This is a genomic window from Nocardiopsis moroccensis (assembly GCF_055763695.1).
Genome location: NZ_CP199747.1, coordinates 5,610,291 through 5,634,740, shown reverse-complemented (window position 1 = coordinate 5,634,740; position 24,450 = coordinate 5,610,291). Strand labels below are relative to the sequence as shown.

The following is a 24,450-nucleotide window of genomic DNA, read 5'->3' as shown; positions in this document are numbered from 1 at the left end:
CTGAGTGCTGTCGCACACCCTCAGTGGTGTGACACCTGCATAACGACGAACCGACGCGAACGAGTGTACGCCCTCCACGCCGCTCTGGCCAAACCGTTGACCGCAGGCCCGACCGGGTGTCCGGGCTCCGGGCCCGGCACCCTCCGGGAACCTCGTCCGGCGGACCGGGGCCTTCCCCCGCCACCGGCCCCGGAGCACACATGACAACATAGGAGCATGACTGACCGACCCCGTATCTCTGCACGTATCAGCGCCATCTCCGAGTCCGCCACCCTCGCGGTGGACGCCAAGGCCAAGGCCATGAAGGCGGAGGGCCGTCCCGTCATCGGCTTCGGCGCGGGTGAACCGGACTTCCCGACCCCCGACTACATCGTCGAGGCCGCGGTGGCCGCGGCCCGTGAGCCGCGCTTCCACCGCTACACCCCCGCCGGCGGTCTTCCCGAGCTGAAGAAGGCCATCGCGGAGAAGACCAGGCGCGACTCCGGTTACGAGGTGGAGCCGGCCCAGGTCCTGGTGACCAACGGCGGGAAGCAGGCCATCTACGAGGCCTTCGCCGCCATGCTGGACCCGGGTGACGAGGTCATCGTCATCGCCCCGTACTGGACCACCTACCCCGAGTCGATCAAGCTCGCCGGCGGTGTCCCGGTCTTCGTCGTGACCGACGAGAGCACCGGCTACATGGCCAACGTCGAGCAGCTCGAGGCCGCGCGCACCGACCGCACCAAGGTGCTGGTGTTCGTCTCCCCGTCGAACCCGACCGGTGCCGTCTACCCGCGCGAGCAGGTCCGCGCCATCGGCCGCTGGGCCGACGAGCACGGCCTGTGGGTGCTGACCGACGAGATCTACGAGCACCTGGTCTACGGCGACGCCGAGTTCTCCTCGCTGCCCGTCGAGGTCCCCGAGATCGCGGACCGCACCGTCATCGTCAACGGCGTCGCCAAGACGTACGCGATGACCGGCTGGCGCGTGGGGTGGATCATCGGCCCGAAGGACGTCGTCAAGGCGGCGAGCAACCTCCAGTCGCACGCCACCTCGAACGTCGCGAACGTGTCGCAGGCCGCCGCCCTGGCCGCCGTCTCCGGCGACCTCACCGCGGTCGAGGAGATGAAGAAGGCCTTCGACCGCCGCCGCAGGACCATCGTGCGGATGCTCAACGAGATCGACGGCGTCCTCTGCCCCGTTCCCGAGGGCGCGTTCTACGCCTACCCGTCGGTGAAGGGCGTCCTGGGCAAGGAGATCCGCGGACGCAAGCCGCAGACCTCCACCGAGCTCGCCGAGGTCATCCTGGAGGAGGCCGAGGTCGCCGTGGTGCCCGGTGAGGCCTTCGGCACCCCCGGCTACCTGCGCCTGTCCTACGCACTCAGCGACGAGGACCTGGCCGAGGGAGTGAGCCGTATCCAGAAGCTGTTGGCCGAGGCGAAGTAGCCCCGCCCCTGTCGACGACGAACGCGCCCCGGGTCATCGTCCCGGGGCGCGTTCGTCTCATGTGGTGTTGGCCATTCCCGGCGCGATGGGTGCCCTTCATGCGGCAGGCTTACGTCATGGAGACACCGACCACCGCTCGCCGACTGGACCGGCTGCCCAAAGCACATCTGCACCTGCACTTCACCGGCTCGATGCGCCACGACACCCTGGTGGAGCTCGCCGCGGAGCGGGGCGTGCACCTGCCCCAGGCCCTGGCCGAGGAGTGGCCGCCCAAGCTGAGGGCCACGGACGAACGGGGCTGGTTCCGCTTCCAGCGCCTCTACGACATCGCCCGGTCCGTGCTGAGAAAGCCCGAGGACATCTACCGCCTGCTGCGGGAGACGGCCGAGGACGAGAGAGCCGCCGGTTCCCGCTGGCTGGAGATCCAGGTCGACCCCAGCGGCTACGCGGCGCTCTTCGACGGGCTGACCGCGACCCTGGAACTGATCCTGGACGCCGCCCGCGTGGCCGAGCGCGACACCGGGGTGTCCATCGGCCTGATGGTGGCCGCCAACCGGACCAGGCATCCGCTGGACGCCCGGGCGCTGGCCCGGCTGGCCCGGCAGTACACGGGCAGGGGCGTGGTCTCGTTCGGGTTGAACAACGACGAGCGCCGGGGGCGCGCCCGTGAGTTCGAGGCGGCGTTCCGGATCGCCAGGCGGGCCGGGCTGCTCTCGACTCCGCACGGCGGGGAGCTGAACGGGCCCCGGAGCGTGCGCGAGTGCCTGGACGAGCTGGCCGCGGACCGGATCGGCCACGGGGTCCGGGCCGTGGAGGACCCGTACCTGCTGGAGCGGATCGCCACCCAGGAGGTGACCCTGGAGGTGTGTCCGACCTCCAACGTGAGCCTGGGGGTGTTCGAGGAGCTCGACCACGTGCCGCTGCGCAGGCTGTATCAGGCCGGGGCGCCGATCGCCCTGGGCACCGACGACCCGCTGTTGTTCGGCCCCAGGCTGGTGGAGCAGTACCAGATCGCCCGCGAGGTCTTCGGGTTCTCCGACACCGAGTTGGCCGACCTGGCCCGTATGTCCGTCCGGGGCGCGGGTGCTCCCGACTCCCTGAAGAAGGAACTGCTGGCCGGGGTGGACGACTGGCTGGCGGGCGAGCCGGAGCCGGTCGAGGGCTGAGCCCGCGCCCCGAACCGGCGACGCGGGCGCCCCGTGTGCTCCTCCTTCCGCGCCCCGGTTCCGACGGCGGTGCGGGGCAGGGGGCTCTGTCGGCCGACCCTGCCCCGGCGGTCCGGACGGGTCAGCCCTTGTCGACGGGCAGACCGGCCCCCACCCAGTCCTCGATGCCCTCGCGATACTTGTGGACCCGGGTGTAGCCGAGTCCCTCCAGGGCGGTCGAAACGGCCTGGCTGTTGCCGCACGCGGGGTTGGAGCAGTACACGGCGATGAGGGCGTCCCGGTCGGGGAGCAGTCCGGCCGCCCTGTCCGCGACCTCGTCCGCGGTCAGCGGGAGCGCGCCGGGCAGGTGCTGCTGCTCGTAGTAGGCGCCGCCCAGGGCGTCCAGGACGGTCACGGTGCCGTCGTCGATGTGCTTCCTGAGTTCGTCTCGGCTGATCAGCGCTGTCATGCCACTCTCCCTGCCGGACCGTGGCCCGGCCTCCACAAAAATCGGACCGAAGTCCGCTTATGACCGCGAGCTTAACCGGACTCAAGTCCGCTTGTCTAGTAGGATGGTGCCCGTGAACGACGAACTGCTCCAGGTCCTGCGCCGGCCGCCCCAGGAGCGCGCCGACGCCGCCCGCAACCGGACCCGCCTGCTGGAGGCCGCGGCCCGGCTCTTCGCGGAGGGGGGTGTGGAGGCCCTGACCGTCGACGCGGTCGCCCAGGCTGCCGGTGTGGGCAAGGGGACGGTCTTTCGCCGGTTCGGCGACAAGTCCGGCCTGGTGGCCGCCCTCCTGGACCAGCGCGAACGCGAACTCCAAGAGGCGATCATCTTCGGTGGTCCGCCCCTGGGGCCCGGGGCGCCCGCACGCGAGCGGGCCCTGGCCTTCTTCGACGCCTACCTGGGTTACCTGGCCGACCACCTGGACCTGGTCCGGCTGTCGGAGACCGCCGCGCCGGGCGCCCGCTTCCGCATCGGCGCCTACGCGTTCTGGCACCGGCACCTGGCGGGCCTGTGCGCGCACAGGCCCGATCCCGACCACCTCGCCCATCTGCTCCTGGGGATGGTCGCCGCGGACCTCAACGCCGAACTGCTCAGACAGGGCCTGGGGTGGGACCGGATCCGCGCGGGGGTCGCCTCGGCCGTCGACGCCCTGGTCGGTCCCTCGTCACCGGAGGCCTCCTGAAGGGGGGGCGGACGCACGCAGGGGCCGGGGGAGCCCCGGAACCGAAGGAGCGCGTGTCGGCCTCCGGCCTGCCCGGCCGGTTCCGGCCGCTGTCAGCAGGGGTGACCGTGCGGTGCGGCGGGCATGGGAGAGGAAGCGCGTCCGACCTCTCAGCGGTCGACGCACGGGTGGCTGGAGGCCCCTATGCCCATTCCCCTCATCGCCTGGGCCGTCGTGGCGGGCGGTGCCGCCGTCACCACCTACGTGGTGCGCAGGATGTCGAAGGACGAGGACTTCGCCCAGCGGGTCCGCGAGATCAGGAGCGCCGCGGGCGAGGTCGCGGGGCAGGTCGCGGGCGAACTCGCCAGCGGTGCGGTGAGCATGATCGAGGTGGCTGAACTCCTGGACATGGAGGAACAGGTCGCCATGCGGCACATCGACAAGATGGCCGAGAAGGCGGGGGACGAGGAGTGGAAGCGCTTCACGACCTCCCTGGAGACCTGGACGACCACCCCTGACGTGAGCGAGGAGACCAGGGCCCTGGCCGGGCGCCTACGCCTGTACGCGGAGCGCGCGAGGTGAGCGGATAGTCCCGCCCGGGACCGTGTGGGGCCCGCCCGGAACGGACGCCGTTCTCCGGCCGGGCCCCTGCAGGTCCGGCGACCGCAGGGACCGGGGCGAGGGCTCAGGCGAGGAGCATCCAGGCGCCCTGGGCGAGCATGGCCGCGCCCGCGGCGAAGAACAGCACCGCGGCCCCGATCTGGATGGCCCTCTCCGGGAGCTTCTTGCCGAGTACGGCCCCCAGGGCGATGGCGATCGCGTCGGCGGCGACCATGCCGATCGTGGAACCGATCCACACCGGGAGCCAGTGGTGCTGCGTGCCGACGGTGATGGTGGCGAGCATGGTCTTGTCACCGAGCTCGGCGACGAGGAAGACCACGAAGACCGTCATGAAGCCCGAGCGGATCCGGCGAGAGGCGGCACGCTCCTCGTCCTTGGCGGTCATCTCGTCGCCGCGCAGGGTCCAGGCACCGAAGAGCAGGAACGCGATGCCGGCGGTGAGGGTGAGCCAGTCGGTGGGGATCGCGGCACCGAGGAACTCGGCCAGGAAGACGCTGCCCAGATGGACCGCCGCGGTGGCGGCGGTGATGCCCAGGAGCACCGTGAGGACCCGGTGGCGGGTCGCCAGCGACATCGCGACGAGTTGGGTCTTGTCGCCCATTTCGGCGACGAAGATGGCGAAGGCGCTCACACCGAGGCCGACCATAAAAGCTGACATGCGCTGCTCCCGCTGTCCGTGATGGGCAGAAGGAGGCGGAGGACGCCCCTTCAACCCGGTCGTTTCCTACCGGGTCAAAGGTCTCGTCCGCCCCGGGCACCGAGGGGCTTGCGCTCCGCTCTGCTGCGCTCGACCGGGCTCACACGGCCGGGGCTCCGGGCCCAGTATGTCGACCGTGCGGATTGGGGACTACTCCCCTTCGACACCGAAGACATTACCAGAACCATTTTTCATTGCAATTTATTGCCCTGTCGAATTCATTCGGCAACCTCGCCTGAAAAATGTGTTTGGCGCACCCAACTCAATTCTTCGCCCTTTTGTGCCTGCTGGGTGGGGATCACAGGCAACACCCCAGGTCAACCCCGGAGTCCCCTCATGCGTCACACTTCAGAGACCACTCCCATCCCCCACCCGAGGAGAGTCCCCCATGCGCAGGAACCCGTCAGCAGCCGTCGGAGCAGTAGTGGCAACACTCCTCGTGGCCGCATGTTCAGGACACAGCTACGACCAGGACGAGCACCGCGAAACCATCGAGGCCTACGGCGTCAACGTCCGGGACATGGACTCGGTCACCGAGACGTTCGAGTCGGCCTGCGGCACCGAGGACCCCCAGGCCTGGACCGACGACTACATGAATCAGGGCAGCGACGCCGGACTGCTGATCGTCGGTGTCGAGCAGATGTGCCCGGACCGGGCCGGGGAGTTCGAACAGGCGCTCGAGAAGCACGGCTGGTAGCCGACCGGAGCCCGGCACGGCCCCCGGCCAGGGGGCGCGGGGGCGGCCGGTGCGCCCCGACGGTCACCGCACCGGGGACTGATCACCGCCCTAGAGGCTGACGCCCACCATGACCGGTTCGTTGACCAGGCGCACGCCGAAGGCCTCCTCGACCCCGGCCCGTACCTCTCGGGCCAGGTCCAGCAGGTCAGCGGTACTGGCGCCACCGGGGTTGGTCAGGGCTAGCGTGTGCTTGCCGGAGATCCGCGCGGGACCCGCCCCGTAACCCTTGGCGAACCCGGCCCGGTCGATCAGCCAGGCCGCGGACAGCTTCACGTTGCCTTCGGGGTCGGGGTGCCCGGGGACCTCGGCGTCGGCCCCCAGGCGCGCGGCGGCGCGCTCGCGGAAGACCGCGTACTCCTCCGGTGCCAGGACCGGGTTGGTGAAGAAGGAACCAGCGCTGCGGGTGTCGGGGTCGGCCGGGTCCAGCACCATGCCCTTTCCCCGGCGCAGCCCCAGGACGACCTCCCGGGCCCGGGCCAGCGGGACCCGCTCCCCCGCCGCCACGCCCATGGTGCGGGCGACCTCGGCGTAGCGGACCGGGCGACTCAGACCGCCCCTGCGGAGCTCGAAGACGACCTCGCACACCACGTACCGGTCGCGCCCCTTGAAGACGCTGTCCCGGTAGGTGAACCCGCAGTCGGCGTTGGACATCGTGACCAGTTCACCGGTGGTGCGGTCCAGGGCCAACACCTCCCGGACGGTCTGGCTGACGTCCTGGCCGTAGGCGCCGACGTTCTGGATGGGGGTGGACCCCACCCGGCCGGGGATGCCGGAGAGGAACTCGATGCCGTTGAGGCCCTCCGCGACGGCCCGGCCGACCAGGGGATCCCACTCCACACCCGCGTCCGCCCGCAGCAGGACGACCTCCTCACCGGTCTCCGGGTCGGTTCCGGCCTCGGTCAGCGTGACGCCCTGGGAGGCCACCAGGACCACGGTGCCGGGGAACCCGTCGTCGGCCACCACCAGGTTGCTGCCGCCGCCGAGCACGAGAACGCGCTCACCGTCCCGGTCGGCCCCGGTGACGAGCCGGACCAGCTCGTCGGTGCTGTCAGCGGTGAGAAAGGCCTTGGCGGGGCCGCCCAGGCCGAGTGTGGTGTGGTCGGCGAGCATCGTGGACACGGGCATACCTCTGGTGGAGAGAACGAACGCGGGCGCGGGGCGGGGCGGCTCAGGGGAGGCGGACGACCGCAGAGGCCTTGGCGAGGACCTTGGCGCCGCCGGAGCGGGCGGTCAGCAGCACCGTGACGGTGCCGTCCTCGTTCTTGGCCTTGACCTTGCCGGCCACGGTGATCTCGGCACCCTCATCATCGTCGGGCACCACCACGGGGGCGGAGAAGCGCACCGAGTAGTCGACGAGGCTGCCGGGGTCACCGGTCCAGTCGGTGATGACCCGGCCGGCCTCGGCCATGGTGAACATGCCGTGCGCGATCACGTCGGGCAGGCCGACGGACTTGGCGAAGCGCTCGTTCCAGTGGATGGGGTTGAAGTCACCCGAGGCACCCGCGTAGCGAACCAGGTCCAGGCGGGTGACCGGGAAGGTCCGCTCGGGGATCTGGGTTCCGACCTCGACGTCGGCGTGGCTGATCCTGCTCATCTTTCTTCCCCGCTTCCTAGGAACCCCGGACGACGAGCATCATGCCCGCCGTCACCACGTGCTCGCCGTCGGCCGCCTCCGCCACCGTCTCCAGGGTGAGCAGTTCGTTGCCGCCCAGTGCCTTGATGTCGGTGATACGGGTAAGAGTGGTCAGGACGTCACCCGCGCGGAGCGGGCGGCTGTAGTGGAAGCTCTGGTCGCCGTGGACCACCCGGGAGAAGTCCACCCCCAGGTCGGGGTCGGCGATGGCCAGGGCCGACCCGGCCATCCCGAGGATCACCGGGAAGGTGGGCGGGGCGATGACGTCGGGGTACCCCATGGCCTTGGCCGAGGCCCGGTCCAGGTAGACCGGGTTGAGGTCGTTGATCGCCTCGGCGAACTCGCGGATCTTGCCGCGGGTCACCTCGTAGGCCTCGGGCGCGGGGTACTCCCGGCCGAGGTAGTCAGGGTTGATCGCCACGCTCTGCCTCTCCTGTGCACTGTGCGGCCGCACGGGGCCGGCCATAACAAAAGCCCGGTGAGCGATGGGCTCACCGGGCTGGAGTCTACGAGAAACCGACCGCTCCCCGCCTGGGGCGAACGGACCTTCGAGAACCTAGCGGGTCTCGCGGTGGTCGTTGTGCTTGCGGCAGTTCGGGCAGAACTTCTTGATCGTGAGACGGTCGGGGGTGTTCCGACGGTTCTTGCGCGTGATGTAGTTCCGGTGATTGCACTCCTGGCAGGCCAGGGTGATCTTCGGCCTCACGTCTGTGGCAGCCACTTCGGAGTGCCTTTCTCGCTGGAGACATTACCTAGGCGCAGTTGAACACTGCTGCAGACCCACGACGACCCCTGAGTTCTCTGTCTCAGGGGTCAGCGGGTTGGTAGCGGGGGCCGGACTTGAACCGACGACACAGCGATTATGAGCCGCTTGCTCTACCGACTGAGCTACCCCGCCCCGGATCGGACGGGAGTCGATCCAGTTCGGAACACTCCCGGCCCAGGCCGGTGACGTTCCACCGGCCACCCACCTGAGTGGACCGGAACCTCATCAAGTGGTGGAGCCCCTTTACGGAATCGAACCGTAGACCTTCTCCTTACCATGGAGACGCTCTGCCGACTGAGCTAAAGGGGCGCGCTGTGGGGCTTTCTCTCGTCCGCCCCGGGGGCGTTGCCCCCTTGCGCTGGTCATGACTATACAGGGATCTGGGGGTGGTCTGCCAAATCGAATACCCGGGGCCGCCCCGGCAACCCCGCCCCAGCGCTCCACCTCCCCGCCACGCAAGCACGAAAGCCCAGTTCAGAGCAGCTTCCCCAAGCACGGGAAGCTTCCCGGGAAGAGCCTGGAAAGAGGCCGAATGTGACGCCGTGCACCCCCGTGGGGGCAGCTGTGCGCCCTCCGGGGGCCGCCGGGGTCACGAAGCGCCCTCGGCTAGCCAGACGTTGGACATCGCGTCGCGGTTGATCGTGCGGATGTCCGCGGGCAGGCCCAGCCGGCGCAGGGCGTCGGACAGCCTGGTGTCGTGGGTGAACACGATGAGCTGCCGGTGCCGTCCCACCTCCGCCAGTACCGAGGCCAACCCCTCGACCGTCTCCGTGTCCATCGCCTGGACCGGATCGTCGAGCAGCAGGAAACCGAACGGGTTGCCCTCCACCAGCGTGCGCGGCAGACAGATGGACAGCGCCAGGGCCTGGAACTCGCCCTGGCTGAGCAGCCCCGGCGCGCTCGTCTGGTCGGCCACACCGTCCACGGCCACGTCCACCTCGACCCGTCGGCGGGCCCCGCGACCGATCAGTCGCATGCCCTGGAGGTCGATGTGGCGTTCCTGGCGCAGCCGGAACCACACCTGCTCGGCCTGGTTGGCCACCGGCCCCAGCCGCTCCGCCCGCACCCCGCGGGCGTAGTCGGCCAGCCAGTTCAGCGCCGTCTCGGCGGCGCCCAGTGCCTCGCCGGCGGCCACTGCCTCCCGGGCCTCCTCCAACCAGCCGGAGAGGCGGTCGGCCAGGTCGGCCCAGCCGCCCGTGGGGTCCTCCAGCCGTTCGGCGGCGTCCCGCCGCGCGCTGACCGCCGCGGCCCGGAGCCTGCGGCCCACCGTCTCGATGTGCTCGGCGAGCTCCCCGAGATCGTCGATGTCCGCGCCCGACTCCCAGAGCGCCCACACCTGGCCGAGCTCGCTGTCCGGCGGCAGCCATCCCGGTGTGGGCGAGAGCAGGAAGCGTGCCTGGCCCCGGGCGGCCTCGGCCCGCTCGTAGGCGGCCGAGGCGCTGGCCGCCTGGGGGCGCAGGGCGCGCAGCTGCGCGTTGGCCCGGCGCACCCAGTCGGGGCCCAGCGCCCCGGTGGCGGAGCAGGTGGGGCAGGTGGTCTCGGTGGGGTGGCGTTTGTGGTGTTCCAGGGCCTGTTCCAGGAGCTGGACCACACCGTGCGCGTGGTCGCCCTTGGTTCCGGCGGCCATCGCCAGCTCCATGGCGGCGCCGCGCAGCTCGTTGACGACGTCGCTGATGAGCGCGCGTTCGGGCACGGAGAGGCGGCGCAGGCGGCGCAGGACCACGTGCAGGGCTGGGTCGCTGGGGCCGTCGTCGGCGGCCAGGCGGCGCAGGGCCTCCAGGTCCGTGCTGGGCGCGGAGAGGAGCTGGACGGCCTGGACGGCCCGGGGGTCGTCGGAGGCGCCGAGCGCCTCCAGGAGGGGGCGCACCTCCCTGGAGGGGCGGTCGCGCCGCCGGACCAGGCCGTCGCAGACCTTGGCCAGGCGGCGTTCGGCCTCGGCCAGCCCGGTGAGTCCGAGCAGGGCGGTGAGGGTGTCGTAGAGCTCGGCGGCGCGGCCGGTCACGGTGCGGCCGAGTTCGTCGTAGGACAGGAAGGGTCGGTAGCGGACGAGGTTCTCGCCCCAGTCGAGGGTGCGCAGCGGGGAGATCTCACCGTCGGGGTGGACCACCTCGCCGCGCGCCGAGCGCACGCTCTCCCCCGTCCAGCGGCGGCTGATCCGGGTGGGGCCGCTGTCGCCGGCGATGTGGATGTCGACGGTCGCCTCGGTGCGCTCGTCGTAGTGCAGGTTGCGCCAGCCGTCGCGCCAGCCGGTGGGCATGGCGTCCCAGCGGGGGTTGCGGCCGGTCAGCGCCGCCTCCGCGGCTTCGGCGAAACTGGACTTGCCGGAGCCGTTGCGGCCGACGATCACGGTCAGTCCGGGCCCCGGGGGGAAGGTGAGTTCCGCGGGACGCCCGATCCCGCGGAAGCCCTGGACGCGGATACCGGTGAGATAGGCCCGGCGCACCCGCCCGGGCGGCGGCCCCGAGGGCCCGGCCGGCACCGTCTCGGGGATGTGCTCGCCGCGCAGGAGGGCCTCCAGCGCGTCCTCGCCCCAGAGTGCCGCGTTGACCCAGGCCCTGGCCCGGGACGGCATCCCCGAGCGCGCCAGGGCTTCCAGGAGGGCCGTCGCGGTGGGGTCGTCGGTCTGGGCTGCGGCCCCGTGGCCGTCCCGTCCTGCGTGCGTGTCCGCCTCGGGTATCCGAGTCACCTTCGCCACCCCGCTCCGTTCTCGAACCTGCACCAGCAGAGTAGGACAGGACGGGAGGAAGTGCGCTGGTGATGCGCACAACCGCTACACCCCGACGAGCCTCCTCCTACTACCGTCCCAGGTGAAGTGCAGCGTCGCGATCCCCGGGACGTTGGGGTCGCGCAGACACTCGTAGATGTTCAGGCTCGGCACGCTCGCGAAGCAGCCCCAGACGCGTTCGGACGTCAGGACGAAGTCCAGGTCCAGTTCGACCAGCAGGCCGAGCAGGCGCCCATGGGTGGGTTCGTCGACCTTGGCGAAGGCGTCGTCCAACAGGATGAGGCGCGGCGCCCACGGTGCCCGGACCGCCAGGGCGTCGAACTGCGCGGCGGCCGCGGCGAACAGCACCAGGTAGGCGACCACGCGCTGCTCGCCCTGGCTGAGGGCGGTGCGGTGGCCCAGGCGGCGCTCGTCCCCGGCGGAGTCGGTGACGTAGACGGTGAAGGTGAACCAGGAGCGGTAGTCGAGGGCGGCGCGCAGCTGGGCCCCGCCGGTGGCGGTCGGGTCCAGTCGGCGGATCGCCTCGATACAGCGGCGCAGGGCGTCGCGCAGCCGGGTGGTCTGGACGCGGGTGCGCTCCTCGGCCGGGGTGGCCAGCAGCGGGACGACCGCCTCGATGTCGGCCCCGGCGTCGGGTGCCAGGCTCCAGTCCAGGCGCACCCCGAGCCCCGCGGACGTGGTGACGTCCTTGAGGACGTCGTTCATGGTCGCGATGAGGGCGCGGGCCTCGTCGATCTGGCGGGAGAGGTGTCCGGCGAGCTCACCGAGCAGGTGGCGCTCGAAGGCCTCCTCCTCGGCGAGGGCGACGGTCTCCTCGGCTCGGACGACGGCCCCGGCGACGCGTTCGGCGTAGGCGGTGACGTCGTGGGCCCCGTCCTCGTCGTGGACGGTGAGGCGTTTGACGCCGCGCGGCTCGGTGAGTTCGGTGCGGGTCTGGGACAGGCCCACGGAGGCGAGGAGGCGGTGCAGCTCCTCGCGACTGCCGAGGATGGCGCTGTCGTCGACCTCGTCGACGTCCTCCTGCGCTGCCAGACCCTCCTCCAGCTGGCCGACGAAGGAGGCCAGCAGGGCCAGGCGCTCGTCGGGCCCGGACGCCTCGGCCTCCGTCCGCCCGTTGACGGACTCCAGGTAGCGGGCCAGGGGCGCGTCCTGCGCGGCGCAGTCCTCCAGCCCGGCGGCGCGGAGCAGGACGGCGTCGGGGACGGTGTCCTCGGCCCCGGTGACGGCCTTGCTGCCGGGATCGCCGACGGTGGTGACCGAGGAGACCAGGGTCCGCCCTGCGGCCAGGGCCCGGCGGACCTGCTCGGCGCGTTCGGCGGTGGCGGCGTCGAGGCGGGCCTCGGCGCTGACGCGTTCGTCCCGGGCGCGCTGTGCCTCGCGTTCGAGTTCGGGGAGGCGTTCGGCGGCCTCCTGGGCGCGGGCCCGTACCTGTTCGCGGGCGGCGTCGATCTGCTCGGCCGCCACCCCGCGGGCGCGGTCGCCGAGCTCGAACTGGCGGCGCACGGTGATCATGTCGTCGATCGCGGCGGCACGGGCGTCCTCGGCCAGCACGCGGGCGGCGCGGGTGCGGGACCAGGCGGCCACGTGGCGTTCGTGGTCGGCGAGCTCCCAGGCCAGGACTTCGAGGTCGCGCAGGGCCGAGGCGATGAGGACCCGTAGGTGGTCCAGGGCGCGCAGGGCGCTGTCGAGCCCGGCGCGTGTGGTGGGCAGGCCCTCGTCCCCGGCCGCCTCCGCCAGTCGGGAGCGGAGTTCGAGGAGTTCGGTGCGCGCGGCCCCGGCGGCCTCCTGGGCGGTCTCGTGCGCGCGCCGGGCCGCGGCCACGTCGTCCCGGGCGACGTCGAGGGCGGCCCAGGCCCGGACGAGCGGAGCGGAGTCGGGCAGGGACCGGGAGACGTCGAGCAGCTCGGCGTAGGAGTGCTCGACCGCCCAGCGTCGTTCGCCCGCCTCGGCCAGGAGTGCCTCGGCGATGGCCATCCGGCGGTCGGTGTTGGCGGCCTGGCGGTCGCGGGCGCGTTTGCGGGCTGCCTCGCCGATGAACTCGGGTTCGTTCTTGTGGTGGGCTCCGGAGGCCACGCCCAGGCGCCAGCCGCCGGAGAGCGACATCGAGCTGACGGTGGCCACGGAGCTGTCCCGGCGGTGCTTGGCCTCGGTGTCGTCAGCGCCGGCGGGCGTCTGGGCGTCTTCCGAGTGCAGGGCGACGGAGGCCAGGAGGGCGCGCAGGTTGTCGTGGTGCACACTGCGGTCGGGGGCCGGCACGGGGACGAGGACGTCCAGGAGGGTGCGGCCCTTGGCCGTGCGGGCCGGGGTGACGATGAGGTCGCGGCTGCTGGGGTCGTGGAGGCTGCCGTCGGCGCGGATCCACCCGGCGAGCAGGCCGCTGGCCTCCAGCGCCGCCTCAAGTCCGGCCTGTTCGCGGAGGCTGAGCCCGTCGGCGAAGTCGACGGCCAGGTGGAAGGGGACGCCGTCCTCCTCCGGGCGCGGGTAGGTGGCCCAGGCGGGACGCTCGGGTGCGCTGTCGGCGTTGCGGGCCCGGCGGGCGGCGAGGTCGGCGAGCTCGTCGGAGAGCTGGCCCTCCTCGTTGACGGCGACGTCGCGCCGGGCGCGCAGCTCCTCCAGGAGCGGGTCGACGGCGGTGTGGGCCAGACGTGCGACGGTGGCCGGGACCCCGGGATCCAGGACGCGCAGGGAGTCGGTGATGGGCAGCTCGACACTGCCCTCCAGCTCGTGGATGGTCTCACCGAGGGCGTGGGCGTGGTTGGAGTCGCGCAGCCCGGCCGCCCATGAGCGGACCCCGTCGGCGTAGGCGGTGCTTTCGGCGCGCAGGGCGTCGATGGCCTCCTGCTCACGGGTGTGGGCACGCTCCAGCACGGCCTCGGCGCTCTCGGCCTCGCTGGTCAGGGCGACCAGGCGGCGGTCCGCGGCCGCCTCGGCTGTGGTGAGGCCGGTCAGCCGGACCGCGAGGTCGGTGCGGTCGGCCGCGGCGTCGGCGGCACCGGTGAGCTGATCGTGCAGGAGGCCGAGGTGCTCGCGCAGGTCGGTGAGGTCGATGCCGTCGACCGGGGCGCGTTCCACGGCCTGTTCCAGCCCCTGGAGGTCGACCCGGGTGGTGTTCTCCCGGGGCGCGTGGACCGTGGTGGTCGCGTCGGGGACCTGACCGAGGGCCCGGGGGTCGAGTCCCGCCGCGGTGGCCGCGCGGGAGGCTTCGATGTGGGTCTGGCGGAGGACCTCCAACGCGCGCTCGATGGCCGCGGTGTCCTCGGCCAGGCGGTCCACGGCGTGGGTCTCGGTGGTGACGGCGTGTTCGGCCGCGGCCCAGGCCGCCTCCGCCGCACGGATGTAGGCGCCGACGGCGGCGTCGTAGGCGCGGCGCTCGTTGGTGGTGGCCGTGGCCGCGTCGTTCTGTGCGGTGGCCAGGGTGCCGTCGTCGGCGTTGGCGGTGTCCCGGGTGCGGCGGGCCTGGTCGCGTTCCTCGGCGACCTGGCTCTCCGCGGTGATGAGCTCGTCCAGCTCGGCGCGCAGGCGGTCGGTCTCCTCCGTGCGGCGGGTGCACGAGTCGAGCTGTTCCCGGACCTCGGCGGCGCGGGTGCGCAGGGTGTGCAGGAGGTAACCGTGGTAGTCGGCGAGGAAGGCGGTGACACCGGCCCCGGCCTCGGTGAGCTCGTCCTTGTCGGTGCGTGCCTGTTCGAGGTCGGCGATGTTGCGGGCGACCTCGTCCAGGATGGACTCGTCCATCGGGGGGAGCGCCTCGGACAGGACGCTGACCAGCTCACCGGCCTCCAGCCGGTCTCCGATGGTGGGACGGCGCAGGCGGTAGAGCAGGTGGATGAGGTTGCGGTAGCGAACGGAGTCGTCGATGCCGAACAGGCTCCGCATCACCCGGGCCCGGTAGGGGACGGCGCTGGTGAAGCAGTTGTCGGCGCCGATCTCCGAACGCAGCCGGTCCACGGGTTTGGGGCGGCCGTCGGTGACCAGTTCCAGGTCGTGTCCGACACGGCGGTCGGTCACGAAGTACACGCAGCGGGGGTCGGCGTCGCCGACCGCCATGACGGCGGCGCCCAGGGTGAGGTGCCGGGGCGGGGCGTCGGTCCCGTCCTGGGTGGAGCCCGCCGGGGAGGCGGTGGTCGAGGGGGTGCCCGCGGCCTCGGGGCCGGCGGCCGGGGCGGAGGCGGTGAGCAGTGCCGACGCGGAGTCGGGGCCGGCGGGGGTGCGCGCGGCGGAGTCCAGGCCGCGGTCGCCGCGGACGGTGGTGAACTCCACCCACAGGTAGCCCAGGCGGGTGGCGGGCCCGGACTCGTCCTCGGCGTCCTGTCCCGCGGGGGCCTCGGTCCCCTGGACGGGGCCGCCCAGCAGGTCGGGACCGGTGTCCTCCTCGTCGGGACCGCGGGAGGCCCGGGGGTCGTCGGCCATGAGCCAGCGCAGGCTGGTGCGGTTGGTCCCGGTGGTGTCCAGCCGCCGGACGTCCCCGTCCAGCAGGAAGGGGAGCAGCATCTCCAGCGCCTTGGACTTGCCCGCGCCGTTGCGGCCGCGCAGCAGAAGCCGTCCCTCGGCGAAGTCCAGGACGTGGTCGTCGTACTGCCAGACGTTCCGGATTCCCGCGCGTTCGAGGCGGTAACGGGGGGTGTCGGCAGGATCAGCCGGAGCCGTCCCGGGGGCCTCGATCGTCTCCTGTGTCACCACTGGTCGCGCTCACCTTCTCGTTCGCCACCGCTTGCAGCACGGACGCCACCCGGTCGAGGTCGCCGCGGGGGTCGGCCTGGGCGTCGGGCCCACCGTGACCGGAACCACGCGGTTGCGCGGGGTGTGTCCGGCTGTCTTCGTCATTGTCCTGGATCCGGGGGACGCGATCGTCCACATCGGCGCCGAAGCGGGCCGCCGCCGCGCTGAGGAGCCGCTCCCCCGGTCTGCCCGTGAGCAGACCGAGGCCGCTGAGGAGCTCCAGCACGAGAGCGGAGAGCCGGTCCGGGGCGGGGAGCTCGGGCCCGGCTGTACGCGCCCACTCGGCGCGGGCCGGGGCGTCAGCACCGCCGAAGGCCTCCAGCGCAGCGTGCAGTTCCTGTTCGGGGACTGGGACGGAGGTGGCGGGGCGGCCGGGGTGCAGGCGGCCGGAGAGGTGGCGGACCAGGGCGAGGGCCGTGTGCCCGACGGGGTCGTCCGAGGGGAAGCACGGGGTCGCCGCGGCCTCGTCCGGCATGACGAGCGCCACACCCTCGGCGCGGATCTCGGTGTCGCAGCCGAGGAGGTTGCCGAGCGCGGCGGCGGCCCGCCATTGGTGGGCGGACAGGCGGTCGCGCTGGCGGTCCGGGAGTCGCTCCCGGTAGACGACGGCGGTCTCGGCCAGGAGGCGGCGCAGGGCGACCTCGCCCGCCTGGTCGCTCTCGGGGTCCGGGTCGATGGTGTCGGCGAGGAAGGACTCGGGGTCGTCGCCGGCCCTGGGCAGGTGTGCGGCCACCGAGCGCAGGACCTCGGTGTCCGGGAGGAGCCCGGCGTCGACGGCGGCGTCGGCCTGGTGCCCGCGGACCGTGCCCGAGGTCTCGGTGAGCGCGCCGAGGCCGATCAGGTGCTGCAGGGCGGCGCAGAAGGCTCGGCGTTCGCCGAGGCCGCGCGCGGGGTCGGCGTCGATCCCGGTCTCCCGGGCGGCGGCGCGGACCTGTGCGGCGAGGGAGCGGACCGTGGTGGGCCCGGTCCGCTCGACCAGGACCGCGAGGGCCAGGGCGAGGTAGGTGTGGGTCCGGGGGGTGAAGCGGGAGCCGGTGGGGCGGGTGAGGGGCCGGACCACCTCGCTCACCAGGCCGCGCTTGACCAGCCGGGCGTGGTCGTCGGCCACGGTGAGGCGGTAGCCGAGAACCCGCTGGAAGCGTTGGACGAGCCATTCCGCGTGCGAGCGCACGAGGGAGAACTCGGCGGGGTGGGTGCGCCGGGTGAGCAGGGGGCGGGCCATGAGGGTGCGCGCGGCGGCCTGACGCTCGCCGATGAGGGCGGCGTCCTCCGTGTGGGTGTTCGTCTTCATCACCCCCACCTCCGCGTCCAGGGCGTTTGCGTCGTGATCTCGATGGGACCGGTGGTCTCCGTGTCGGGGTCCTGGTCCTGGTCGGGTTCGGTTTCCGCGACCGGTTCCGGTTCCGGTGGTGTCTGCGCTCCCGTGAACGCGTCCGGAATCCGGATCGGGGCCGTGTCCGGTTCCGGGGAGGCATCCGTACCCGGTTCCGGGACCGGTTCCGGCTCCGCGAAGGTGCCCGGCTCCGGGGTTGTTTCCGGCTCCGGGAGCAGGTCCGGGGGTGCCTCCCCCTCCGGAGCCGTCTCCTGCTCCGGTTCCGCGAACGTGTCCGGTCCGGGGAGGGTACCGGTGGGGGCCGGTTCGCCGACAGGGTCGTTCCCGGCACCGACCGGCGCGACGGCGGCCGGGGCCTCCTCGCGGGTCGGGTTCCCGGACGGAGGCGCGGTGTCCAGCGTGTGCTGCTCGTAGGAGGTGACCCGCAGCCGCAGCCCCTCCAGAGTCAGGTCGCCGCCCTCGCCGCGGACCGTGACCTCGGCCCCGGGGGCGGCGTACACGTGCAGGCGCAGTCCGAACTCCAGGTCGCCCGCGGAGGACGGCCGGCGGGAGGCGTCACCGGAGCCGAGGGCTGCGGTGAGCAGTTCCATGAGGACCTCCATCCCGGCGCCGGACAGGTCCAGGCGGGCGTGGTCCCCGGTGGGTTCGGTGAGTAGGGAGCGGATCTGTTCGGCCCCGGCGCGACGCCAGTGGGCGGAGGACTCGGCAGCGTCCCGCAGCCGGGCCTGCTGGGCCCGGTGATCGCGCACGGGTTCGGGCAGCCGGGTGCCGGGGTGTTCGGTGACGGTGCTGCGGTCGGGCTCGGCCTGCCACCAACTGGTGGTCGCCGCGACGGTGTCGTCGACGCGCCCCTCGATGTGGCGGGCGGGGTGGAGGGCGAAGGCAGCCGCGGCCAGTTCGTCGGCCCGGTCGGGTTCGGCCTCCTCGAACCAGGTGGCCAGGCGCAGCAGGGCAGCGCGGCCGTGCCGTGGCACCGGCCGGTCACCGGTGCCCTGTCCGTCGTCCGCGCGGTCGTCCGTCCGCTGGTTGAGTCCCACAACTCAGCAGACTAGAGACCTCCGGAGCCCGCCACGCCCGATTCGGCCCTCTCCGAACCCGGTGAACTGACCCGGGCAGCCACTCTGAGCAGGACTTTCGTTCCTTTTCTGAACTTTGTAAGGATTCGGTGGGGAGCGGCGGGAGTCAAAACTCACGTCCGGCCCCGCACTGCCGGTGTCGTACCCGTGTCACCGGGTCCGGGCGGGGATGTTGAGGTGTCCGCCGTCGGCCTGCTCCAGCGCGTCCCGCTGCTCCTCGGGCATGTCCTCGTCGTACTCGGTGACGGTGTACGTGGAGAAGTACCGGGTGCCGTCCGCCTCCACCGGCTCCCCGAGCTCGATCTCGACGTCGTAGGGGTCGTCCTGGCACCCCTGATCCATGCACCAGGTGCCCAGAACCTCCCCCTCGCCCCGGGCACCGGTCCCGTTCCACTCGTCCCACTCCATGTCGGAGAAGGTCGTGAACTCGGAGGCGACGTACTCCGTCGGCCGCTGGTCGTCGAAGCCCTCCTCGTCGCCGTACAGGTTGAGGACGTACACCTCCTCCCCGTCCGCGGCACCGCCGTCGGTGGCGGTCTCGCCCGAACCGCCGTCGGTGGCCGTCCCCTCGGGGGAACCGTCCGCCTCCGGGGAGTCGCCACCGGCCGCGGTGCCGTCGTCCTCGGGCTCCTCGGCCTGCCCGCAGGCCGACACCGCCAGTGCCAGCACCGCCCCGGCCAAGAGTGTGCTCTTCATCTCGACTCCTCGCTTGCGACCAGTACGGTCGCGGACAGCGGCGAGGCCCCCCGGCAGCTGCCGGGGGGCCTCGGTCCCGCTCTTTTCCGTCACTGGGGCCTCAGGGCCCCGTCATCACACCGGGGTGCTCAGTAGCCGTGACCGTGGTCTGCACGGTCGTGGCTGACGTTGGTACCCGCCGGGCCGTTGATGCAGTCGCCCGTGGTCTGCGGCGACAGGATCGGCACGTTGGCGCCGACCAGACCCACGGCCAGCTCGGTGTTGCACAGCTGAATCGGAACCAGCTGAAGGTTCTGGTTGAACTGCTGGTCGCCACCGTGCGACGCGGAGGCCGGAGCGGCCGCGAGCATCGCGCCGAGCGCGACACCGGCGATCGCCGTGGCGGCGGTGAACTTGCGCAGCATCCTCGGAACTCCTAGTCGATGTTGGTGCTGACCGGGCCGTTGATGCAGTCGCCCGTGGTCTGCGGCGACAGGATCGGCACGTTCACACCGGCGAGCAGTCCGACGGCCAGCTCGGTGTTGCACAGCTGGACCGGGACGGCCTGCAGGTTCTGGTTGTACTGCTGGTCGCCGCCGTGCGAGGCGGACGCGGGAGCCGCGGCGAGGATGGCGCCCAGGGCGACACCAGCGATGGCGGTGGCAGCGGTGAACTTACGCATTGTGGGGTTCTCCTAGTCGATGTTGGTGCTGATGGGGCCGTTGACGCAGTCGCCCGTGGTCTGCGGCGACAGGATCGGCACGTTCACACCGACCAGGCCCACGGCGGCACTGGTGTTGCACAGCTGGACCGGAATGGCCTGCAGGTTCTGGTTGTACTGCTGGTCGCCACCGTGCGAGGCGGAGGCCGGCGTGGCGGCCAGAACGGCGGAGAAAGCGGCACCAGCAACGAGGCCGGCAACACCGAGCTTACGCAGCATTGAACTACCCTTCGAAAAAGTTTGAGATATCGTCTCGGTCGAGCTAATTGCCGGAACTAGCTGATGTTGGTGCCGACGGGGCCGTTGACGCAGTCGCCGGTGGTCTGCGGCGACAGGATCGGGACGGTGACGGCGACCAGGCCAACGCTGCCGGTCAGGTTGCAGGACTGCACCGGAACGAGCTGGAGGTTCTGGTTGAACTGCTGGTCACCACCGTGCGAGGCGTGAGCGGGAGCCCCCATGAGGAGCGCACCCATCGCGGCACCAGCGACCAGGCCAGCAGCGGTCAGCTTCTTGATCATGTTTCCCCCGGAAATCAGGCGAGGCATTGACAGAAAAAGACGCAGGCGCTTTTGCACCTGTGTCGCGGTGGACTGATGCAATCATCATCCGCCCCCCAGTTTTTGTCAACGCCGAAACCCGGAGTGCAGTTTGTCCAAATTGCCAGAGGAATTCCATTCGCCCCATAAACCAAATAGGACAATGCTGTGATTTATCAGCACGCCCGACGGGCAGGACGACAGGCGACGCTCACCCAGAGTGATTTTTCTGTGTCCGGAGCGTGACACTCCCGCAATCGCCCGAATCACCTGACTCTCCGTGATGGGGGACACGCAGAGTGAAGAGGGCCGCAGGGCGGTCAGACCGCCCCCGAACACGACGAAGCCCCCGGTACCGAGGTACCGGGGGCTTCACTCCCCTGTGGCAGGTCAAGGATTCGAACCTTGGAAGGCTAAGCCGACGGATTTACAGTCCGCTCCCATTGGCCACTCGGGCAACCTGCCTGGGCTGCCGGGACGCTTGGCGTCGCCGTGCATGAACGACCATAGCGGATGATCGGCCCGAACCTGAAATCGATAAACCCGGCGCGTTCCCGGCAGGCTCTCCCGGACGGAGCGGACGGTGCGCGGCTAAGCTCTGAACCCGGCCCGGACCGGGCCGAACGAGACGCGCACGGGCGCCCGCCGGCGCCCGTGACCCATTGAGACGTAGCGGGATGTGAGAGTACGTGGCCGCCGAATCCAGTTTCGACGTGGTGTCCAAGCTCGACCGTCAGGAGGTCGACAACGCCCTGAACCAGGCGGGCAAGGAGCTGGCCCAGCGGTTCGACTTCAAGGGCACCGGGACCACCATCGCCTGGCAGGGCGAGAACGGCATCGAGATCAAGAGCGGCTCCGAGGAGCGCGCCGCCGCCGCCCTGGAGGTCTTCAAGGAGAAGCTGATCAAGCGCAAGATCTCCCTGAAGGTCCTGGACGCCGCCGAGGAGCCCAAGCCCTCCGGCAAGGAGTACCGCCTTCCGATCAACCTCAAGGAGGGCATCTCCTCCGAGGACGCCAAGAAGATCTCCAAGCTCATCCGGGACGAGGGCCCCAAGGGCGTCAAGGCCCAGATCCAGGGCGAGGAGCTGCGCGTCAGCTCCAAGAAGAAGGACGACCTCCAGGGCGTGATGAACCTCATCAAGGAGAAGGACTTCGACCTGGCGCTCCAGTTCGTGAACTACCGCTAGCCCTCCCGAAGGACCGAACGGCCGCCCGCCCCTCCCGGGGCCGGCGGCCGCAGCGCTGTCCGGGCCCGCGCGGGCCCGGCGCGGCTCAACCCATGTCCCACCTGCGACGCAGCTCCCGCAGCCGGTGGACCCTCTCCTGGACCGGCGGGTGCGCGGCGAACAGGCGGCCCACCCCGCCCGGGAAGGGGTTCGTGGTCATCAGATGCGCGGCGGCCAGCAGGACGCGCTCCCGGGGCAGCGGGTGGGCCCGGTTCCCCGACTCCAGTTTGCGCAGCGCGTCAGCCAGTCCCAGCGGGTCGCCGGTGATCTCGGCCGCCCTCTCGTCGGCCCGGAACTCCCGCGCGCGGCCCACCCCGCAGTAGACGACCACCGCCGCCAACGGGGCGAGCAGGACCACCATCAGGCCACCCAACAGGTTGGGCAGGTCCGTCTCCTCCGAGTCCCCGAGCGGGATCAGGAAGGAGATCGCGGTCAGGGCCGTGATGAGCGTGGTCAGTGTCGCCGCCACCGAGCTGGTCAGGGTGTCGTGCGCGCGGATGTGCGCCAGTTCGTGGGCCAGGACCCCGCGGAGCTCGCGTTCGTTGAGGGTGCGCAGGAGGCCGGTGGTGCAGCACAGGGCGGCGCGGCGCGGCGTGCTCCCGGTGGCGAAGGCGTTGGGGGAGCGCACCGGGGACAGGTACAGCTTCGGCATCGGCTGGCGTGCGGTCGTGGCCAGTTCACGGACCATCCGGTAGAGCTCGGGACGTTCGATCTCGCTGACCGGTCGGGCCCGCATCGCCCGCAGCGCCAGGGTGTCCCCGAAGAGGTAGACCAGGATTCCGGCGCAGGCCACCAGCGCGACCGCGAGCTGGACGCCCTTCCCCGCGCCGCACAGCCAGCCGGCCACGACGGCGGCCGCCGAGACGCCGGCGAACAGTCCGACCGCGCGGATCGCGTTGACGTGCACACGCCCTCCCTCCGCTGTTCGCCGCTGCCCGGCTTTGGATGCGTACATGGTGACAAACGTGCGGGTCGGCGTCTTGCGTTCCCCATGTGACCAGCTGTCGGTCACATCCCGCTTCCGGAGCGGTGGCGTCCCCATGGCGGAACCCTCTGTGACAATGGCCACCCGCCCCGCCCCCGAACGGTGCCCACGACCTATAGTGCGAACGTGGCCCTTGTCACTCCGTGTGTCGAGGAGGGGATATCCCCGCCGAGGTGAGCGGAGGGCCGTGTCGTCGTAGGTTGGCAGCCGCACGGCCCGGTCGCGGTTCCGGACCGCCGAACGCCGCGCTGGGTTGGCGCGCCCAGTGCGTGCGGGGGGCCACGCCGTCCTCCTGTCCCCGACCCACAATCCGGCTCGCAACGGTGCGGCAGGGCCGGGGGCAGACAACCGAGCGCCGCCGCCCGTCATGACCGGCGGCTCACCAAGGAGGTCGTCGATCTCAGTGGCCAAACAGATCGAACAACTCGACCGGGTCATCATCCGCTTCGCCGGGGACTCCGGCGACGGTATGCAGTTGACCGGTGACCGATTCACCCAGGAGACCGCGTCGTTCGGCAACGACCTGTCGACCCTGCCGAACTTCCCGGCGGAGATCCGCGCCCCCGCGGGCACCCTCCCCGGCGTCTCCAGTTTCCAGTTGCACTTCGCGGACCACGACATCATGACCCCGGGGGACGCTCCGGACGTGCTGGTCGCGATGAACCCCGCCGCCCTCAAGGCCAACCTCGGCGACCTGCCGCGGGGGGCCACGGTCATCGTCAACACCGACGAGTTCACCAAGCGCAGCCTGGCCAAGGTCGGGTACACGGTCGACCCGCTCACCGACGGGACGCTGGACGCGTTCAAGGTCAGCGCGGTGGGTCTGACCTCGATGACGGTGGCGGCCCTGGCCGACTCCGACATCTCCAAGAAGGACGCTCAGCGCGCGAAGAACATGTTCGCCCTGGGTCTGCTGTCCTGGATGTACAACCGGCCGACGGAGGGGACGACCTCGTTCCTGAAGTCGAAGTTCGCCGGCAAGCCGGACATCCTGGCCGCCAACCTCACGGCGTTCCAGGCCGGGTGGAACTTCGGTGAGACCACGGAGGACTTCGCGGTCTCCTACGAGATCAAACCCGCGCGGCTCCCCGCCGGCACCTACCGGAACATCACCGGGAACCTGGCGACCGCCTACGGGCTGATCGCCGCCTCCCAGCGGTCGGGGCTGCCCCTGTTCCTGGGCTCGTACCCGATCACCCCGGCTTCGGACATCCTGCACGAGCTGTCCCGGCACAAGCGGTTCGGGGTGCGCACCTTCCAGGCCGAGGACGAGATCGCCGGGGTCGGCGCGGCCCTGGGCGCGTCGTTCGGCGGCTCGCTCGGGGTGACGACCACCTCGGGCCCGGGCATGGTCCTCAAGCAGGAGGCCGTCGGCCTGGCCGTGATGACCGAACTGCCCCTGGTGATCATCGACGTGCAGCGTGCCGGGCCGAGCACCGGCATGCCCACCAAGACCGAGCAGACGGACCTGCTGATGGCGCTCTACGGGCGCAACGGCGAGTCCCCGGTCCCGGTGGTCGCCCCGGCCTCCCCCGCCGACTGCTTCGACGCGACGCTGGAGGCGGCCAGGCTGGCCGTGGAGTACCGGACCCCGGTGGTGGTGCTCTCCGACGGGTACCTGGCCAACGGTTCGGAGCCGTGGCAGCTGCCCCAGGTGTCGGAACTGCCGACGATCGACCCCGCGTTCGCCGACGGGCCCAACGGTCCGGACGGCGAGTTCCTGCCGTACCTGCGTGACGAGCGGACGCTGGCCCGCCCGTGGGCGGTGCCGGGCACCGCGGGGCTGGAGCACCGGATCGGCGGTATCGAGAAGCACGCCGAGAGCGGCGACATCTCGTACACGCCCGGCAACCACGACCTGATGGTCCGGACCCGTCAGGCCAAGGTGGACGCGATCGCCCGGGACATCCCCGAGCTGGAGGTGTCCGACCCCACCGGTGACGCGCGGGTCCTCGTCCTGGGCTGGGGAGGCACCTACGGGTCCATCACCGCCGCGGTGCGCCGGGTGCGGCGCGCGGGCGGCCGGGTGGCCCAGGCGCACCTGCGCCACCTCAACCCCTTCCCGGCCAACCTCGGTGAGGTGCTGCGGAGCTACGACAGGGTCGTGGTCCCGGAGATCAACCTGGGCCAGTTGTCGCTGCTGCTGCGCGGCCGATTCCTGGTGGACGTCATCGGTTACAACAAGGTCCGCGGACTGCCCTTCAAGGCGGAGGAGCTCGCGGACGTGCTGCAGGAGGTCATCGACCGTGACTGAGAACG

General features: G+C 71.5%; 23 protein-coding genes and 3 tRNA genes. 7 read left to right on the top strand and 19 right to left on the bottom strand.

What is annotated here, in order from left to right; translation table 11 throughout:
* Window positions 1-216 precede the first annotated feature (216 nt).
* Complete coding sequence (locus ACUKCB_RS24930) at window positions 217-1,425, top strand: pyridoxal phosphate-dependent aminotransferase (RefSeq protein ID WP_473038017.1); 1,209 nt, start codon at window positions 217-219, stop codon at window positions 1,423-1,425.
* A gap of 116 nt (window positions 1,426-1,541) precedes the next feature.
* Window positions 1,542-2,591 (top strand): adenosine deaminase, encoded by a 1,050-nt coding sequence (locus ACUKCB_RS24925; protein ID WP_473038016.1) that lies wholly within the window; start codon window positions 1,542-1,544, stop codon window positions 2,589-2,591.
* Window positions 2,592-2,712: 121 nt separating this feature from the next.
* Here the strand turns inward: ACUKCB_RS24925 and ACUKCB_RS24920 are convergent, their stop codons facing one another.
* A complete protein-coding gene (locus ACUKCB_RS24920; protein WP_473038015.1) occupies window positions 2,713-3,039 on the bottom strand; it encodes a rhodanese-like domain-containing protein in 327 nt (108 codons plus the stop codon).
* A gap of 112 nt (window positions 3,040-3,151) precedes the next feature.
* Between ACUKCB_RS24920 and ACUKCB_RS24915 the strand changes: the two genes are divergently transcribed.
* The gene (locus ACUKCB_RS24915) at window positions 3,152-3,760 is read left to right on the top strand and encodes a TetR/AcrR family transcriptional regulator (RefSeq protein WP_473038014.1); all 609 of its coding nucleotides are present in this window, start codon (window positions 3,152-3,154) and stop codon (window positions 3,758-3,760) included.
* Window positions 3,761-3,943: 183 nt separating this feature from the next.
* Window positions 3,944-4,321, top strand: coding sequence for a hypothetical protein (locus ACUKCB_RS24910; protein ID WP_473038013.1), 378 nt, complete (start codon window positions 3,944-3,946; stop codon window positions 4,319-4,321).
* A gap of 103 nt (window positions 4,322-4,424) precedes the next feature.
* Here ACUKCB_RS24910 and ACUKCB_RS24905 read toward each other — a convergent pair whose 3' ends face one another.
* Window positions 4,425-5,018, bottom strand: coding sequence for a TMEM165/GDT1 family protein (locus tag ACUKCB_RS24905; protein WP_473038011.1), 594 nt, complete (start codon window positions 5,016-5,018; stop codon window positions 4,425-4,427).
* 427 nt (window positions 5,019-5,445) lie between these two features.
* On the opposite strand from ACUKCB_RS24905, the gene ACUKCB_RS24900 reads away from it, so the two are divergent.
* Entirely contained in the window at window positions 5,446-5,754 is a 309-nt protein-coding gene (locus ACUKCB_RS24900; RefSeq protein WP_473038010.1) for a hypothetical protein, read from the top strand.
* Window positions 5,755-5,844: 90 nt separating this feature from the next.
* Here the strand turns inward: ACUKCB_RS24900 and ACUKCB_RS24895 are convergent, their stop codons facing one another.
* The 16 genes from ACUKCB_RS24895 to ACUKCB_RS24820 form a co-directional block, all read right to left on the bottom strand.
* Window positions 5,845-6,921: a UDP-N-acetylmuramate dehydrogenase gene (locus tag ACUKCB_RS24895; RefSeq protein ID WP_473038009.1), complete on the bottom strand. Its 1,077-nt coding sequence runs from the start codon at window positions 6,919-6,921 to the stop codon at window positions 5,845-5,847.
* Window positions 6,922-6,964: 43 nt separating this feature from the next.
* A complete protein-coding gene (locus ACUKCB_RS24890; protein WP_473038008.1) occupies window positions 6,965-7,390 on the bottom strand; it encodes a MaoC family dehydratase in 426 nt (141 codons plus the stop codon).
* Window positions 7,391-7,406: 16 nt separating this feature from the next.
* Window positions 7,407-7,850 carry a MaoC family dehydratase N-terminal domain-containing protein gene (locus ACUKCB_RS24885; RefSeq protein ID WP_473038007.1) on the bottom strand — a complete coding sequence of 148 codons (444 nt, stop codon included), beginning with the start codon at window positions 7,848-7,850 and terminating at the stop codon, window positions 7,407-7,409.
* Between the two features lie 135 nt (window positions 7,851-7,985).
* The gene (rpmG, locus tag ACUKCB_RS24880; RefSeq protein WP_026117477.1) at window positions 7,986-8,150 is read right to left on the bottom strand and encodes a 50S ribosomal protein L33; all 165 of its coding nucleotides are present in this window, start codon (window positions 8,148-8,150) and stop codon (window positions 7,986-7,988) included.
* Window positions 8,151-8,251: 101 nt separating this feature from the next.
* A tRNA-Met gene (locus ACUKCB_RS24875) sits at window positions 8,252-8,327 on the bottom strand.
* 101 nt (window positions 8,328-8,428) lie between these two features.
* A tRNA-Thr gene (locus tag ACUKCB_RS24870) sits at window positions 8,429-8,504 on the bottom strand.
* A 280-nt stretch (window positions 8,505-8,784) separates the two neighbouring features.
* A complete protein-coding gene (locus tag ACUKCB_RS24865) occupies window positions 8,785-10,890 on the bottom strand; it encodes an ATP-binding protein (protein WP_473038006.1) in 2,106 nt (701 codons plus the stop codon).
* Between the two features lie 75 nt (window positions 10,891-10,965).
* Window positions 10,966-15,597, bottom strand: a complete 4,632-nt coding sequence (locus ACUKCB_RS24860) for an SbcC/MukB-like Walker B domain-containing protein (RefSeq protein WP_473038005.1) — start codon at window positions 15,595-15,597, stop codon at window positions 10,966-10,968.
* Window positions 15,551-16,927, bottom strand: coding sequence for a TIGR02678 family protein (locus tag ACUKCB_RS24855; RefSeq protein ID WP_473038004.1), 1,377 nt, complete (start codon window positions 16,925-16,927; stop codon window positions 15,551-15,553). Before ACUKCB_RS24855 ends, ACUKCB_RS24860 begins: the two co-directional genes overlap by 47 nt.
* Complete coding sequence (locus ACUKCB_RS24850) at window positions 16,927-18,006, bottom strand: DUF2397 family protein (protein WP_473038003.1); 1,080 nt, start codon at window positions 18,004-18,006, stop codon at window positions 16,927-16,929. Before ACUKCB_RS24850 ends, ACUKCB_RS24855 begins: the two co-directional genes overlap by 1 nt.
* A 189-nt stretch (window positions 18,007-18,195) precedes the next feature.
* The gene (locus ACUKCB_RS24845) at window positions 18,196-18,741 is read right to left on the bottom strand and encodes a hypothetical protein (protein WP_473038002.1); all 546 of its coding nucleotides are present in this window, start codon (window positions 18,739-18,741) and stop codon (window positions 18,196-18,198) included.
* Between the two features lie 128 nt (window positions 18,742-18,869).
* On the bottom strand, window positions 18,870-19,145 hold the full coding sequence (locus ACUKCB_RS24840; RefSeq protein WP_473038001.1) for a hypothetical protein: 276 nt from the start codon (window positions 19,143-19,145) through the stop codon (window positions 18,870-18,872).
* An 11-nt stretch (window positions 19,146-19,156) separates the two neighbouring features.
* The gene (locus tag ACUKCB_RS24835; protein WP_473038000.1) at window positions 19,157-19,402 is read right to left on the bottom strand and encodes a hypothetical protein; all 246 of its coding nucleotides are present in this window, start codon (window positions 19,400-19,402) and stop codon (window positions 19,157-19,159) included.
* A 12-nt stretch (window positions 19,403-19,414) separates the two neighbouring features.
* Window positions 19,415-19,660 carry a hypothetical protein gene (locus tag ACUKCB_RS24830; protein WP_191266743.1) on the bottom strand — a complete coding sequence of 82 codons (246 nt, stop codon included), beginning with the start codon at window positions 19,658-19,660 and terminating at the stop codon, window positions 19,415-19,417.
* 56 nt (window positions 19,661-19,716) lie between these two features.
* Window positions 19,717-19,962, bottom strand: coding sequence for a hypothetical protein (locus ACUKCB_RS24825; protein ID WP_017578673.1), 246 nt, complete (start codon window positions 19,960-19,962; stop codon window positions 19,717-19,719).
* Window positions 19,963-20,363: 401 nt separating this feature from the next.
* Window positions 20,364-20,445 (bottom strand) — tRNA-Tyr (locus tag ACUKCB_RS24820).
* Between the two features lie 224 nt (window positions 20,446-20,669).
* On the opposite strand from ACUKCB_RS24820, the gene ACUKCB_RS24815 reads away from it, so the two are divergent.
* Window positions 20,670-21,167: a YajQ family cyclic di-GMP-binding protein gene (locus tag ACUKCB_RS24815; protein ID WP_191266749.1), complete on the top strand. Its 498-nt coding sequence runs from the start codon at window positions 20,670-20,672 to the stop codon at window positions 21,165-21,167.
* Between the two features lie 85 nt (window positions 21,168-21,252).
* Here the strand turns inward: ACUKCB_RS24815 and ACUKCB_RS24810 are convergent, their stop codons facing one another.
* On the bottom strand, window positions 21,253-22,113 hold the full coding sequence (locus tag ACUKCB_RS24810; RefSeq protein ID WP_473037999.1) for a M48 family metalloprotease: 861 nt from the start codon (window positions 22,111-22,113) through the stop codon (window positions 21,253-21,255).
* A gap of 481 nt (window positions 22,114-22,594) precedes the next feature.
* Here ACUKCB_RS24810 and ACUKCB_RS24805 point away from each other — a divergent pair, with 481 nt between their 5' ends.
* The gene (locus tag ACUKCB_RS24805) at window positions 22,595-24,445 is read left to right on the top strand and encodes a 2-oxoacid:acceptor oxidoreductase subunit alpha (RefSeq protein WP_473037998.1); all 1,851 of its coding nucleotides are present in this window, start codon (window positions 22,595-22,597) and stop codon (window positions 24,443-24,445) included.
* Window positions 24,446-24,450: the final 5 nt, after the last annotated feature.

What these genes read in the sequence shown, in the direction of transcription:
- ACUKCB_RS24930 (WP_473038017.1), top strand. Translation starts at nt 217, where the DNA reads ATGACTGACCGACCCCGTATCTCTGCACGTATCAGCGCCATCTCCGAG.
- ACUKCB_RS24925 (WP_473038016.1), top strand. Translation starts at nt 1,542, where the DNA reads ATGGAGACACCGACCACCGCTCGCCGACTGGACCGGCTGCCCAAAGCA.
- ACUKCB_RS24920 (WP_473038015.1), bottom strand. Translation starts at nt 3,039, where the DNA reads ATGACAGCGCTGATCAGCCGAGACGAACTCAGGAAGCACATCGACGAC.
- ACUKCB_RS24910 (WP_473038013.1), top strand. Translation starts at nt 3,944, where the DNA reads ATGCCCATTCCCCTCATCGCCTGGGCCGTCGTGGCGGGCGGTGCCGCC.
- ACUKCB_RS24905 (WP_473038011.1), bottom strand. Translation starts at nt 5,018, where the DNA reads ATGTCAGCTTTTATGGTCGGCCTCGGTGTGAGCGCCTTCGCCATCTTC.
- ACUKCB_RS24900 (WP_473038010.1), top strand. Translation starts at nt 5,446, where the DNA reads ATGCGCAGGAACCCGTCAGCAGCCGTCGGAGCAGTAGTGGCAACACTC.
- ACUKCB_RS24895 (WP_473038009.1), bottom strand. Translation starts at nt 6,921, where the DNA reads ATGCCCGTGTCCACGATGCTCGCCGACCACACCACACTCGGCCTGGGC.
- ACUKCB_RS24890 (WP_473038008.1), bottom strand. Translation starts at nt 7,390, where the DNA reads ATGAGCAGGATCAGCCACGCCGACGTCGAGGTCGGAACCCAGATCCCC.
- ACUKCB_RS24855 (WP_473038004.1), bottom strand. Translation starts at nt 16,927, where the DNA reads ATGAAGACGAACACCCACACGGAGGACGCCGCCCTCATCGGCGAGCGT.
- ACUKCB_RS24845 (WP_473038002.1), bottom strand. Translation starts at nt 18,741, where the DNA reads ATGAAGAGCACACTCTTGGCCGGGGCGGTGCTGGCACTGGCGGTGTCG.
- ACUKCB_RS24840 (WP_473038001.1), bottom strand. Translation starts at nt 19,145, where the DNA reads ATGCTGCGCAAGTTCACCGCCGCCACGGCGATCGCCGGTGTCGCGCTC.
- ACUKCB_RS24835 (WP_473038000.1), bottom strand. Translation starts at nt 19,402, where the DNA reads ATGCGTAAGTTCACCGCTGCCACCGCCATCGCTGGTGTCGCCCTGGGC.
- ACUKCB_RS24830 (WP_191266743.1), bottom strand. Translation starts at nt 19,660, where the DNA reads ATGCTGCGTAAGCTCGGTGTTGCCGGCCTCGTTGCTGGTGCCGCTTTC.
- ACUKCB_RS24825 (WP_017578673.1), bottom strand. Translation starts at nt 19,962, where the DNA reads ATGATCAAGAAGCTGACCGCTGCTGGCCTGGTCGCTGGTGCCGCGATG.